The sequence below is a fragment of the Legionella erythra genome (assembly GCF_001467615.1).
GTDB lineage: Bacteria > Pseudomonadota > Gammaproteobacteria > Legionellales > Legionellaceae > Legionella_C > Legionella_C erythra.
Genome location: NZ_LNYA01000034.1, coordinates 557,799 through 571,571, shown reverse-complemented (window position 1 = coordinate 571,571; position 13,773 = coordinate 557,799). Strand labels below are relative to the sequence as shown.

The window sequence follows — 13,773 nt, the reverse complement described above, 5'->3', positions numbered from 1 at the left end:
CCACAATCAGTGGTCATTAGGAGATTTAAATGAAAATAACGCAAGCAATCGCATTAACCCTGCTGACGAGCAGCAGTGTTATGGCCCAAGACATTCATATTCAAGGGACTTTTTCCAAAACCATCAAAGCGCCTGTCGCTCAAGGGAAAAACAGCCTGCAAACGGTTAAACCAAAAACAATTAAATTACTTAAAGTCGAACTGTCCAGCCATGCAAAGCAGGTTCTGGCAGCCAAAGCGGCGGCAGCCGTTAACAAACCGCAGCAATTGATGTCCTCATCTAGCAGCAAATACCCTCCCCAAGTCGAATTGGGCATGAATGATGTCCCGGTACTGGATCAAGGCGGTCATGGTTCCTGTGTGACCTTCGCATCCACGGCAGCTGTCGATGCCGTGTTTCAACAAGGCGACTATGTCAGTCAATTATGCCAATTGCAGCTAGGCAATTACCTGGAAGAACAAGGCTATGCCATGAGCGGCTGGGATGGCTCTCTGGGGCGATTTGTTTTAAGCCAGATGGATATGTTTGGGATTGTACCTAAAGAACGGGAAGCGACCCAGGGATGCGGCGGTTTGCATGAATATCCGCTTGAGGGTGAAAGGCCGGTTCAAGGCATGACGCCAGAGGAATACCGGGAAAGCAGCCTGCCTATGGACAACCGCGTGGCCTGGTCTCCCGTGCTGGATATTATGGATGCTTTTGATCGTTTTGATACCAATCAAACCCTGTCTCAGGTTAAAGCGTCTTTAGCAGCGGGTGATCGCGTGACATTTGGCGTTTTATTACTCGACTTTGATCTGGGTACCATGGGCGCTGTAGGTACTCGCAATTCCACCAATGACAGCTGGGTATTGACCCCGCAAATTGCCCGTGACGTTTACCAAAGACCTTTCTTTGGTGGTCATGAAATGGTGATCACCGGTTATGACGACAATGCAGTCGCTATCGATGACGAGGGCCGTGAGCATCGGGGTCTTTTAACCTTGCGTAATTCCTGGGGTGATCGACTGGGGGATCATGGTAATTTCTACATGTCTTACGATTACTTCAAGTTGCTGGTTATCGAAGCACAACGCATTCGCGATCTGGGTGAAAACGAGGATGGTGGTGATGGCGAAGACCATAGCCAAAACCATTAATGCCCTGCAGTAACCTGGCCCTTATCGCGGCCTGCTCATTGGCCGCGATAAGCATTAGAATGCGGTTCTTCGGCTGAGCAAACCGCAGAGTAGGAATGTATTAATTGCCGCGGCCAAATCGCGTTTTGCTAAAGGCTACCCGCGCCGGGACAGATTCTTTACCTAACGCTGCCCGTGCTTCTATTTCACGGTAACGCGTCAATCCCCCTTCGCGATTGGCAATTTGAATATTAAGACCAGGACGGGCATTTAATTCGAGCATGAAAGGACCATGCTCCTTATCGAGTACAATATCAACACCAAGATAACCAAGCCCAGTCAATTCGTAGCAGCTGGCGGCAATTTCAAGAATTTTATCCCAGTAAGGCACTTCAATGCCGACAATAGCATTAAGCGTATCCGGGTGGAAATCAATGGCATCGTTGTGGAATACGCCGCCTAAGGTCTTGCCGCTGGCTAAATCAACCCCCACCCCTATTGCGCCCTGATGCAGGTTAGCTTTACCGCCAGATAAACGCGTGGGCAACCTCACCATGGCCATGGCCGGATAACCTAAGAGCGTAATAATACGGATATCAGGGATACCTTCGTAACTGACTTCTTTAAAAACAGGATCCACCACCACCCGATGCTCAATAATGGCATAATCAGCATGGCCGCCCAGACTGTATGCCCCGGAAAGCAGGCAGGATAAATGGTAACTTAGTTCCTGGCTTGTGGTTAATTTACCATTGATCTGACGGTAGCGTCCAAAAACCCGATCGGTAAACACAAGAATGCCATCGCCGCCTGCACCATGGGCCGGTTTGACGACAAAATCCTTATACGGCGTCAGCAATTCATCAATTTGCTTGATTTGATGCTCATTCTCAATGGTGAGATACAATTCCGGCACGGCAATGCCGGCTGCAATCGCTAAGCGTTTGGTTTTTAATTTGTCATCAACCAGTGGATAAAGCTTGCGATCATTGTAGGGCAAAACATAATCACAGTTGCGTTGATTGATGCTTAACACACCGCGCTCGCGCAAATGGCGATAGAGTTTCCACATTATTTCTCTCCGCCCAGGACTTTAAAGCGCTTCAATTCCGATAAACGATAACCCCGGTATTGGCCGAACCAGATAATCAGAGCCAACAGGACCAGTAGTAATTCCGGGAAGGCAAAAACCAGATACTGCATGGGAGCATAATTCATGGCGCCAAACGCGATGACGGCTGCAATCAAGCTGCCGATACCGGATTTAATGGCTTCCGCAGCGCCGCGTTCATCCCAGGTGATGCACATTCTTTCAATGGTCATGGTTAAAATAACCATGGGGAACAAAGCCACGGACAAACCCGATTCGAGGCCTAAATTCTGACTCATGACGCTGATGAAGATCATGAGCAGAATAACCACCGTCAGGATAGCGGCTAATCGCGGCACCAGCAAAAGCCGCAATTGATCCAGGTAGAATCGCGCCAGCAAACCAAATGAAACAATCATCACGAACAGGGTGATCCCCCAAATGACATGAGTTTCGCGGAACGCCAGTGCAATCAATACCGGCATGAAGGTGCCGAAGGTTTTCAACCCGACAAAATTTCGCAGCAAAAGGATAATAAAGGCGCCGATAGGAACCGTCAGAAGAATTTTATAGGTTTCCTGGACATTAACCGGCAATTGCAGCAGTGAAAAGCGCAATAACTGCGAATCGGTTTGCAGTCCGCGTGCCTTGGCGATGCTTAGGGCATTAATCGGGGTGGGGGAAATGGTCAGATTAAATACCGGTTTCTTACCGCCGATGACCTGGAACAAGGGCTCAAAACCGTATTGCCATACCAGGAAATTCCTGGGAAATCCGGCACCGCCGGTCTTGGGATTGATATATATCCAGTCCTTGCCGTTGTATACCACCAGATAGGATTTGAATTCCGCCTTATTCTGCTGACTTAAATTCAAGCCCTTCACCGGCATGGCATAAATTCTTGCCTGATTAAGCACGGTGATTGCGGCTTTAATCACATTGTCATCGGTAAAATCAGGTCCCACCAGTAACTTGGCATTGCCGTCTTTTTTATTGAGTTCCTTGATGGTTCCCTGGGCAAAGGTCTGTATATCAGCTGACGATTGCCGTACCAGCGTGGTGATGGTATCGACGGCCGATTTCTGGTTTTCAGCCAGGGGTTGGGCTTTGACAATGGGTGGCTTGCCCAGACTCGATTCATTGCCGTCTGTTTCCCGGAAAATGGCGCGATAATACAGGGATTGCGCACCGCTGCCGCGACGGAGCGACCAGACGGTTTGACGGTTAAAGCCACTTAAGTTGGTGGTAACGCCATAATTGTGGGAAACGAAGTATTCATCGAGGATGGCAAAGTAAGGCGGCATATAGGGGATAATGAAGTTCGCTTTGACCGGGGTATTGCGGTTGGCTACGAAACGTAAATTCGCTTCAATCATCCAACTGTTGACTGTTTCTGTATCCGTAAGAGGAACATCCAGCGCCAGGTGGCGGTAGAAAAAAATACCCATGCCAATGACAAACAGCGAGATAATCAGACCATACACATGGCGTTTGTTTGATTTCATTTTGGTTCAACTTTTTCGGTTTTAATGGTAAAGGCTAAGCCGGGATCGACTAGGCCATCAAAGGATTTAATGGCATCGCGTCCCAATAATAACGGGTAATTGAAGCGTTTGCGGTTGGTTAAATTGACAGCGACAAGGCGTTCTTTTTCCCCAATTTTAATCCGGATAAGCACGACAGGCCGCTTGATGGGAGCGATTTTGGAGAGGCCTTCATGGCGCTCGCCAGCACGCACTTTAATTTTGACTTTCCCGATGTATTCCGATGTGAATTCCACATTGCCGACTTTGCTGGGTACGATGTAGCGCAAGTAAGATTTGCCGTCTTTTTCAAATTCCTGAATGTTGATGGCGCTTAAAGACGCTGATTTGGCGCCGGTATCCAGTTTGGCTGATAGAACCAGATTTTTATCGACCAGCGTCGCTTTTTCGACATAGCCATAAATTATTTTTTCATTTGCTGCCATGGAACACCCCGATAACACGGTCCAAATCACACAAATCAAACCACTCAACTTCATTAAACCTGACCTTTCGATAAATGACGACAAGACTGCTAATACTAGCAGGTTAGCGCAATTACGCACAGTTCCGGCAAGGCAAACGCTTTTAAGCAAATCTTTAGGCCGCAAAGGACCAACGTTTCGCACGTTATGAGCCGAATCGGATTTCCATCCGATTCAGGAATCGATGAAGCAGTGCATGACGCACAGAACGCCGACCAAAAAAGCGCGTTTGATGTTCACCATTCAGAGGCATTTGCCTGTATTTCCGGTAAGGGAATTGCGTATAAAATCAGTGCCGTACTATATCATTATTCTTGCGTCAGGGGGAGTAATTGTCATTTTTTTAAGCTAAAATTGTTTGCAATTTAATCAAAAAAACAGCCCCTTGTGCGGGTGGACATGAAACATCATGATTTTTAAAGCCAATTGGGAAACGGCAGGTCAATGTGTTGCCTTACCGGATGCCGTTATCGATGCGATGATCTCCCGGGCCTTGCCGGGAAAGACCGGCTGTCGATGGGAGAGGCTTGGCGGGGGATGCGCCAATCTGTCTATACTCATTCGAATGGAGGAGAATCCGATTTATGTTTTGCGGGTTTATCTGCGTGATAAAGAGGCTGCCTGCCGTGAGCACCAATTGGCTGGCCGTTTTGGCTCACAACTGCCGGTCCCGCAAAGCCGGTTTATCGGTACCGAGGCAGGGTACGATTTTGCGTTAATTGATTATTGCCGGGGCATCAACCTTCGTGAGGCCTTGCTTGGCAAAGAAAAAGCAGACGGCGATTCCCTTTTTTATCAAGCCGGTGTGTTACTGGGCAAAATACAGGCTCATCGCTTCGACACTGCGGGGTTTTTTGACCGGGAATTGCGGATTAAACGCCTTCAAAACCCTGATCTTGCGGAATTTGTGGCCAGGATCCTGACTCATCCAGTTGTGCTGGCCACGCTTCCTGCCGGACAAAAGCCGGTGATTGCCGCGTGTTTTAGCCGCTTCGCCGCTTGCCTGCCCGATGACCACACAGCGCATCTCGTTCATGGCGATTATGATCCTGCCAACCTGTTGGTGGATGAAATAGAGGGGAAATGGCAAATTTCGGCCGTTCTTGATTGGGAGTTTGCCTTTGCCGGATCGCCGCTTTGGGATGTGGCGACCATGTTGCGCTATGCTCATGCGATGCCGACCTCATGGACATCCTCGTTTGTTAGCGGTCTACAGACCGTTTGGCGCCTGCCAAACCAATGGCAGACGTCTATCCATTTGTTAAATCTGGCGTCTTTGCTCGATTGCCTAAGCCGTACGGATCCACGGACGCAACCTCGGCGATTGCAGGATATCCTGGCCTTGATTGACTGGATTAGCGGCCAGTTATCCCCTTGGGTTTAAGCGATGGTCTTCATCGACCCAGGGTCAGGGTTTGCCGGTGCGGGAAGTTGCTGTTTAATGGTTTCTAAATTGGCGCGCAGGCTCAATGCATAGGGAGCGCCTTTCGGTGCTCGCGGTGAAAAATGCTTAATCCCTTGATCGAGAAGCGCAATGAGCGCATTGTACTGGGTAAGCGTCGGTTCCTTTTGATACGCGTCAAACTCAGTCTTTAAGTCAAAAATATAACGGCTACGCTTATCCTTCTCGCTTCGATAACCGCTACAGGCAAACAAGGTGCCGGCCCATTGACTGATTTTATCCCTGACAGAGTAGGTCCTGGAACGCGCCAATAAATAATCATCGAGTTGCTGCATATAGCGGCTCACATCCACCCCTTGATGTCTTACCGGAGTACGGGGAATGGTGGGTAAAACCGGGGATGGGGGCGCTTCGCCAAATAGCCGACGAGCTGTCACGGTCTCAGGTGCCATGATATCCCGTTGCATTTCCATGGCGCTGATTCTGGATAATAACGCATCGACAACCGGTGTACTCTTTTTGGACCTAAGCCGCTTTAAAAGCTGTTGAATCGCGGCATTGCTAAAAAAATCTTCATAAGCCTTGTACAAACCGATGCGGTTGTGATGTTGATTAAAGCGGGTCATTAAGGCGTCGCAATCATCCAAAAGGGCTTGGGCTTCGCGCTTGTCGTTTTCTTCCTCATAACGTGTCAAGTGAGGTTTGAGCTGAGTAATCAGGGTGTTTAGCTCGTCCTGTTTGACCATGACTTCTTTTGCCTGGTTTTTTTTCGTGGCGTCTAACACGGCGGCAGCCTCTTTGCCGAGTGCCGTTAATTCGTTGAGGCGCTCACCCGGATTGCTGTTGCTGATCTGCTCATTGCTTACTGTTCGCAGCGCTTGTTCAATCCTTTGCTGCTGTTTACTGAGTTGCGCTAAATCCTCGTTTGTCTGGTAACGCTCAAGGTGAGATTGAAGCGAGGCTAAAGCCTGACTGACGTGTTTCGCTTGACAGACAATAGCCGGGTCAGCGTGTTTTTCCATGGCTTGAAGAAGCTGGGTTGTTGCCCTCTGTTGCTGCTGCAGTTCACTGAGCGCAAGTGTGGGGCCGGGGGGGTGTTCTTTGCTGGTCAAGCCAGTTAAAACCCGTTCAAGCAGTTGCCGCTGCTTCATCAGCCGCATGTAATCAGACATGGCCTTAAGCTGCTGTGCTTTTTCCCTTTTTAAGGCTATCAGGTGCATAGCCTTTTCCTGCAAAAGAGTAAACTCTTCCAGCAAGTCACTCTGAAGTGTGATGGGTTGTTGATCCGGGCCAACATCGCGGCAGCAATCGACCAGGCTTTTGAGATTGTTTGCTTGCCGGACCTGCTCCTGTTCAATGGCGACGGTCAATTCATTGAGCGAGAGCTCATGAAACGATGGCCGAGTAGTCATGCGAGTCACTGCATCAATGGCTGCCGTTACCTCAGGCTCGGCGATGTTTAAAAAACACCGGAATGCTTCGTTAGCATCGTTTGCTTTTAATTGCTGAAACTGCGTAAGTTGTTGGTCTGTTTTTTCCTTGACATCGAGCAGGCCCAATTCAAGGGTTAGGCTATTTAAGGCCAGTCGTGCCTGGGCATGTTGGCAATGATGGAGCTGCTCGGTATATTGGCTTTGCAGCAGTTTTTTTTCGGCGGCTTCCATGTTTTGACTGGATGGTTCAAGGGCCTGGGCTTTCTGCGCCTGCAACGCCTGCTTTTCTTCAAGTATCGTTTTATGGGTTTTGCTGATTTCTTCCCTTTCCCTAAGCAGTCGCTGTTCTTCCTGCTTCATGGTCCAGAGATTGTGTGCGGGCAGAAAAGGGGAGCCCCTGGGGTGTTCATCGCTGGCGTCCTGTTTAAGCGCTGTGTCTTCGTTACAGGCTGCTAATTCCTGATCAATCCATTTCAATTTTTCATTAAGGTAGCCCAACAGATCAAAAAGTGCTTCTTCGGCCTCGGTGGGTTGGAAAAAGGTTGTGTAATAAAGCCAGTGCTGGTGAAGATTGTGACGGTTGAAACCAAAATAAGCATGACCCTGGCGCTGATTGTCATAGATACTGTCAATGGCTGCGGTGATGGTTGAATCGGTGCATTCCAGGTACATTTGTAATTCCTGCGCAGGAATTTGGGTTGGAATATAGAGCCCTTTATCGTTGCTTAAAAGCGTATGGAATGCGCTTAAACGCTTTTTTCCTGTCATCAGGCAGGTTTTGCGGTTTTTAATCTGCAACGCTAATGTTTCTATTTCCGAATTTAAAGATTGCAGTTCTTTTTCTGCCTGTGACAGCTGTTGTTGCTTTTTGTTAATGAGCGGGTCAAATTCATGATCAGCGTTCCTCTGTGCTTTTCGATGTTCCTCACGGAGTCTATCGTGAATGGCTGTCTGGCGAACGCGCTTTCCTTTGGCCTCACTCAACCCCTTAAAGGCCTCACTCACACGCTGGCTGGCTTCCCGCAATCGCTCTGTCCGAGCTTTAGCCCATAGGTCCTGGTTTTTACATTGCTGTACTTCGTTGCTCATGTGATATCCGTTTAGGTGTTGCTTATGCCATTGATATGGACAGCAATGGCTTTGGGCAGCAGTCAGGCATTTACCTGCTATAACTGTGCCCGCATTCGGATTGTATGATCAATGAATTACCATGAATAGTACCTGATTAGCGCACGAGTGAAAGCCCGGTTATCAATAAGGTTATCAATGTCATGCTGTAAAAGGCGAGCCCTTTCAAGGCGGGCTTTTTGCGTAGTACAAGACCAAGTAAAGTCAGGGCAATCACGCCTGGATAAGTCAACTCAAGGACTGGCGCTAAAAATGCGGCTATGCCTCTGAAATCGAGCAGGGAGACAATAAACGACGTCAGGGTGGTGCCGGCAAGGAGCAGTGGAAAGCGGCGCTCATCCAGTTTCAGGGAAGAATGCAGATAACGAGCGAAGAGATTATTCAGTGCAACTGCCGTCGTCAGGCAGGAGAAAAACATGGCGATACCCATGAGCAGGGTGGCCTTGCTGCCCAGGGTGTTGGCCGCGATCGCCGGTAACATCAGTTCCGGTTTAACGTGTTCAAGCAACGTCTGGTAATGAGCGCCCATGTAGACAAAACCCAGGTACACCAGGGCTAGAAGGCTGGCACCGAGCAGACTGGGTTTGATGGCAAAACGTATGATTTCTTTCTGGCCAGCTTCAGGATATTGCTGCTGGATCTGATTAAAGATTAAGGCAGAGAAAAAGAAAGCAGCAAACAAATCCATGGTTTGATACCCGGTCAGAAAGCCATTCGTCAGCGATTGGGACGGTTTAATGGCCTCTGAAGTGTCCGGGGACTGGATAACCGCCATACCAATGAGAATGAGCAAGGTTATTATTAATATCGGACTCATCCATTTGCCGAGAATTTTTACCATGATGCGATCATCAAGACAACAAAGAAAGGTAATGAAGCAAAAGAATAGGCTAAAGGGCAGCAGATGAATAGCAGGCATTAAATAACTCATGCTGCCATAAGCGACAGTGATGCAACGCGGCACGACTCCAAATGAACCGAGTAAGGCCAACATCAACAGCGGCAGCAACCCGCCTGCCAGTTTTCCAGCGCCATTAAAAAAAGCACGGTAATCGCCGTGATGTAATTTAATCACAAACAACCCGGCTAAGGGCAAAAAAATACCGGTCAGTAATAATCCAAAAAAACCATATAACCAACTACCGCCTGCGGCATGGCCTATTTGCAGGGGGAACACCAGGTTACCTGAGCCAAAAAACATGGCAAAAATGGCAAAGCCATAGACAAAAATGGATTTATAGTGCGACATAAAAGCGATTCCTCAACAGGGTTAAAATGGGCAGTCTGAAATGGTTGGGAAGTAAATGGCCTAAGCGGCCACATTCACCACGTAAGGAATGCTTAAGACAATAAGGTCATGGAGGTCGCGGCGCTGTAGCGCCTTGGAAGGGGGCGTCGAATAGGATAAATGGCTTATTAACATGTGGTTTGATTAAATAATTGGCAAACAATTCTCTTTATACTCAATTTTTTGCGGTTTGGCAAGCCAGTCATTGGGTGCATGAAAATAAAAAGTAATTATGAATATTGATTTTTTTTGTGTTACCATACGCAATGGCCTCGCTAATTTTGACTTTTTTTGAGTCATTGTGCAAATTTTCTTGTCAAAAGTGCAGGGTTTCGGTAGAATGCGCGCATCTTTGGCAATGCACAGACAAGATTAAGCATGACCGAGGTCAATCCCAATACTGCTAATACCCAAAACGATCCGGATGAAACGGTTTATCTGATTGCTGGCAGAATGGATGCGCAAAGCCGGTTAATGGCTAAATGGTTACATGCGAACGGTATAATATACCGGGCTTATGCTTGTCTCGACGGCTGGAATCTTTCCTATAGTACGCTCAAGTACTTTTTTGATGTGGTCTTAACCAACAGTGACCGATCCTCTTCGGATGTCATGCACGAATGGCTGGTGTCTCCTGCCGGTATCGCTGTCGCCGCAACAGAATCCATTACCCTCATCGTTTTTGCCATGCTGGCTACCCATTTTGATGACAACCCCGACAAATTGAAGCGTTTCATCGCGGTGGTCTGGCCTTATTGCCGCGATACCATGAAAGGCTTGAAAAACGCTTACAAAGGGGTGCGCAGTACTATTCAGATGCTGAATGTACTGGGCGCGACCAACCTTAATTTTCTCATGTTGCCTCTGGCTTTGGCGCTTGGCGGCATTGCCATAGCCAACCGCTTGTGGTTCCGGTATATGCTGAACCAGCGTAAAGACATGATGAAAAACAACAAGCTTTTGCTGGAGGAGATTCAAAACGCTGAATCCTTAAGTAAGGAAGAATGTCAGCTAATAAGGGAAAAAATACAGCGCCAGACCATCAATACCCGCCGTGCTGCCTTGTTCTCGGCGGCGTTAGGGGGTGTTATCGATAGCCTCTACCTGTATGTTGGTATCCTCTTTTTGGCCCCGACTTCCTGGCCGGTTTTTGTTACCCTCTCCGTTTTTTGCATGGTTTTCTCGCTCGTTTGTGTGGCGACCCGTATTTACGAGGAATACGATTTTCAAAAGAAACTGTTGATAGCCCAGGCGAAAGTTGAATTCGCGCTTTACAGCAAGGAACACGGGCAGGAAGTTATTGATTTACTGACTGAACTGCAACAGATTTCCCTTGAATTGTCAAAATTTGCCCCTACAGAGGCAACACGGCAGGCGATTGAGGAACTGGAAGAAAAACGCACCCGGCTTTCTGCTCAAATCCATCAAATTAAACAGGAATTTGAAGACAAGCGTGATGAATTACAATCCTTGCTGACCCTGTCCTATACGTCCGCATTTTTAGCCGGGGCTAAAAATGGCCTGGCAGCGTTTAGCGCTGTAACCAGTATTTTATTTACGCTGGGCACTGTTTTTATCCTTGCCTCTGTCCCTTTCCCGCCGTTGCTGTTAATCCTGGGAGCAAGCCTCGGTATGGCCTTATTGATTGGTTTTATCAGTCATTCCCTGATTCAGAACTGGCGCCATCATCAAACGCTTCAGCAACGCGAGAAGCCCTATGAGCCGCTCGCCGAGATGCTGGAAAAGATTAAAGACATTAAAAATGCCGCCCAGGACATGAATGTCGATGAGGAAGTGAAAAGTGCCATTCACCGTGGCTTGACCATGGATTATTCGCCTCAGTACTTTTTTCAGGAATGGTTTGAAGTTGTTCGCTCTTTCTTTTCAGGGTTAGGGAAAGGCTCCAAAGCGGTGGATTATTCCATGAATCCCCTGCAGGAAATGAATGACAAGGGCCATTATCAGGATACGCCAGTGATGCTTGGCGTGAGCGCCGTCATGTCCCTGCTTTATGCCGTCGTCCTGGCATTGAGGGCGTTGGCACGCGGCTTTGGACGTCCGCCGCTTGATCAAATGCCTTTAATCAAGGAGACAGAAACGGAGGAAAATACTGCCTCGCTGTTACTGATTAATGAGGACGATGAATTAGACAGGGAACAGGCGCCCGGCATGAAGGCTTCATCGCCCGATTCGTCGAAACGGGAGCCAAATGCGCCGGTGCAAAAATTTGGTTCCCGTTCTGGTCTTACCTCGTCCTGGCCCGGCTTTTTCTCTCCCCCCCAATCCAAACCCATCGCCATCCCTCGCCGTACCACATCCGAACAGTCTAATTTTGATGCTGATAAATCTCCGGGTTTAAACTAGGATCATTATACATTTTGAATTGGTGATAGACCCTGAACGTTCGCTGTTTCGTTTTAACCTCATCCAGCAATTGGCTTAAGCAGGCCATTAATTGATGTTGCTGCGCATGAATGGTCTGTAATTTACGTTGGCAGGTTTGGCGGTGTGATTCCTCGACATCCGTACGCTCAGCCTGTATCTGCATATGGTATGCCTTTAACGCCAGAATGGAGAGTCTGTCTATCATCATACCGGGTGTTTCAGAATGCACCGGGCAGGCATCCGGCGCTGCGGGTTGCAATTGCTGATAAAGCCATTGATCCATAGCCTCCATGCGATCATTACGCTGTTGGTTGCAATAATCAATTTCACGTTTGGCTTGGTACACAAATTCAAAGCCCATGTCCTCACGCCGGGCCCGATCTTCCGCATGCCACAGCTGATAATTAAAGGCGTGGTTTTGTTCCACCAGGCCTAAAAAGCCTTGCTCACGGGTGTTGATACCCTGCTGTTTCCACTCAATAATGCGGTTACGATGAAGTTGTTCAATTGACTCGATTAAGGTATTCATGAAGTCGGACCCTGGCAAAAGATTTAAGTGTACCATGACTTAACTGAGGTTGTACTTTTATAGAATTACAAACTCAGGGTTCCAAAATAACGCGAGTACAGCTTCAGGTAGTCGCCATCGTTTTCCATGGCCAGTAATTGCTTGTTGACAGTTTCAATTAAATCGCGGCGGTTTGGGTTGGCCATGATGCCATAGCCGAGGCCAACGGGCAAACTGTCGCCGATGGCTTTGAACAAGCCGCTGTTATTGGCTACCCAGTACTGAGCCGCGCCGGTATCAATCAACACGGCATCGACATCATCATTGCTTAAGGCGTTCAATACATCCTGCTGAGTCGCATAGTCGGTGATGGTAATGGCATCCTGGTATTGCGCCTGAAGCATCTGTTTAAAGACCGTGCCGCGTTCAATGCCGACGCGCTGGTTGCGGATATCCAGAATGGTGTTGATGGGCGATTGACTTTTAGTCAAAAACTGGCCGCCACTCGCCATGTAAGGCAGGCTGAACAGGAAATTTTTCTGCCGTTCGCTGGTTATGCTGATGGCACTGATGGCCAAATCAATGGTATTGTCTTTCAGTTCAATGAACAGTTGTTCAAAAAGCATCCCTTTAAATTGGCATTGCCAGCCTGCCCGCTGGCAGATGGCCTGCATGAGTTCAATATCAAAACCATACAGGTTCTTCTTATTGTCGGCTTGCATCTCAAACGGGGGCGCATACAAGCCAGTGCCCACACGGATGGTTTGGGCATGCAAATTGACACAGAGTAACAATAAAAACAGCCTTGCAAAGAATCCCACGCTTAATTTCCTGAATTTTTTACTCAAGACTACTTTACTTGTACCGGATTGCCAAGTTAGCTTACATGCAAATTTTCAAGCGTATCGATGAGGAGTTATTCATGAAGTATCTATTGGCTTTATTTATGCTGGTTTCAGCTGCGGTGAACGCAGAAGACAAAACGCCTGCATCTTGCCAACCGGTGGCGGTGCAGGGGGAGTCAGTGATGTTGTCGGCTAAAAAGCCGCTGCTGATTCTGATTCATAATTTATCAAAAAATGATCTCTGGATTACCCACCCCGTTTCGGATCCAGGGGCAAGCGCTGGGTGGAGCAGCCGTTTACAAAGCGATAAATGGTCGGCTCTGGCGCTGGATAAGGAATCCTTTGAACTAAGCTGTATCGAATCGAAGCCGGGACATGAGCAGCAAATCCCCTGCACCGGCGCGATTGCTGTCTGCCAATGGTCGGCTGTGACCATGCCTGCGCAATCGAGCGGTACCTATTGGGCGGGTGAAGACATGACGCTTGCAGCATTATTAACGCATTTGGGTGGGAATGGATTTGGATTACCGCCTTCCTCCTAATCAGTGATAGACTGTAGGGAATCAGT

The 13,773-nt window shown here is 48.2% G+C and carries 11 protein-coding genes; 4 read left to right on the top strand and 7 right to left on the bottom strand.

Translation table 11 applies throughout. The annotated features are described in order from the left end of the window. Positions 1–29: 29 nt before the first annotated feature. A complete protein-coding gene (locus Lery_RS13870; protein ID WP_058527822.1) occupies positions 30–1,139 on the top strand; it encodes a C1 family peptidase in 1,110 nt (369 codons plus the stop codon). A gap of 100 nt (positions 1,140–1,239) precedes the next feature. On the opposite strand, the gene Lery_RS13865 is transcribed toward Lery_RS13870, so the two are convergent. Genes Lery_RS13865 through Lery_RS13855 form a run of 3 tightly spaced genes read right to left on the bottom strand, consistent with a single transcriptional unit; the run spans position 1,240 to position 4,177 of the window. After that, positions 1,240–2,190 (bottom strand): alpha-L-glutamate ligase-like protein, encoded by a 951-nt coding sequence (locus Lery_RS13865; protein ID WP_058527821.1) that lies wholly within the window; start codon positions 2,188–2,190, stop codon positions 1,240–1,242. Further along, entirely contained in the window at positions 2,190–3,713 is a 1,524-nt protein-coding gene (locus tag Lery_RS13860) for an inactive transglutaminase family protein (protein WP_058527820.1), read from the bottom strand. The genes Lery_RS13865 and Lery_RS13860 overlap by 1 nt, the downstream gene beginning before the upstream one ends. Further along, positions 3,710–4,177 carry an ATP-dependent zinc protease family protein gene (locus Lery_RS13855; RefSeq protein WP_237759232.1) on the bottom strand — a complete coding sequence of 156 codons (468 nt, stop codon included), beginning with the start codon at positions 4,175–4,177 and terminating at the stop codon, positions 3,710–3,712. The genes Lery_RS13860 and Lery_RS13855 overlap by 4 nt, the downstream gene beginning before the upstream one ends. A 448-nt stretch (positions 4,178–4,625) precedes the next feature. Here Lery_RS13855 and Lery_RS13850 point away from each other — a divergent pair, with 448 nt between their 5' ends. Beyond that, positions 4,626–5,600, top strand: coding sequence for a phosphotransferase family protein (locus Lery_RS13850; protein WP_058527818.1), 975 nt, complete (start codon positions 4,626–4,628; stop codon positions 5,598–5,600). On the opposite strand, the gene Lery_RS13845 is transcribed toward Lery_RS13850, so the two are convergent. Together Lery_RS13845 and Lery_RS13840 are read right to left on the bottom strand one after the other, a co-directional pair. After that, positions 5,597–8,140: a hypothetical protein gene (locus tag Lery_RS13845; RefSeq protein WP_058527817.1), complete on the bottom strand. Its 2,544-nt coding sequence runs from the start codon at positions 8,138–8,140 to the stop codon at positions 5,597–5,599. The genes Lery_RS13850 and Lery_RS13845 overlap by 4 nt on opposite strands. Positions 8,141–8,276: 136 nt before the next feature. Next, positions 8,277–9,428, bottom strand: coding sequence for a branched-chain amino acid transport system II carrier protein (locus Lery_RS13840; protein ID WP_058527816.1), 1,152 nt, complete (start codon positions 9,426–9,428; stop codon positions 8,277–8,279). Positions 9,429–9,845: 417 nt separating this feature from the next. Between Lery_RS13840 and Lery_RS13835 the strand changes: the two genes are divergently transcribed. Further along, the gene (locus Lery_RS13835) at positions 9,846–11,831 is read left to right on the top strand and encodes an AAA family ATPase (protein WP_058527815.1); all 1,986 of its coding nucleotides are present in this window, start codon (positions 9,846–9,848) and stop codon (positions 11,829–11,831) included. Here Lery_RS13835 and Lery_RS13830 read toward each other — a convergent pair. Both Lery_RS13830 and Lery_RS13825 read right to left on the bottom strand, forming a co-directional pair. Continuing rightward, positions 11,794–12,381 (bottom strand): DUF4254 domain-containing protein, encoded by a 588-nt coding sequence (locus tag Lery_RS13830; protein ID WP_058527814.1) that lies wholly within the window; start codon positions 12,379–12,381, stop codon positions 11,794–11,796. The genes Lery_RS13835 and Lery_RS13830 overlap by 38 nt on opposite strands. 65 nt (positions 12,382–12,446) lie before the next feature. Beyond that, positions 12,447–13,181 carry a transporter substrate-binding domain-containing protein gene (locus Lery_RS13825; RefSeq protein WP_058527813.1) on the bottom strand — a complete coding sequence of 245 codons (735 nt, stop codon included), beginning with the start codon at positions 13,179–13,181 and terminating at the stop codon, positions 12,447–12,449. A 101-nt stretch (positions 13,182–13,282) separates the two neighbouring features. On the opposite strand from Lery_RS13825, the gene Lery_RS13820 reads away from it, so the two are divergent. Further along, positions 13,283–13,747, top strand: a complete 465-nt coding sequence (locus Lery_RS13820) for a hypothetical protein (RefSeq protein ID WP_058527812.1) — start codon at positions 13,283–13,285, stop codon at positions 13,745–13,747. Positions 13,748–13,773 lie beyond the last annotated feature (26 nt).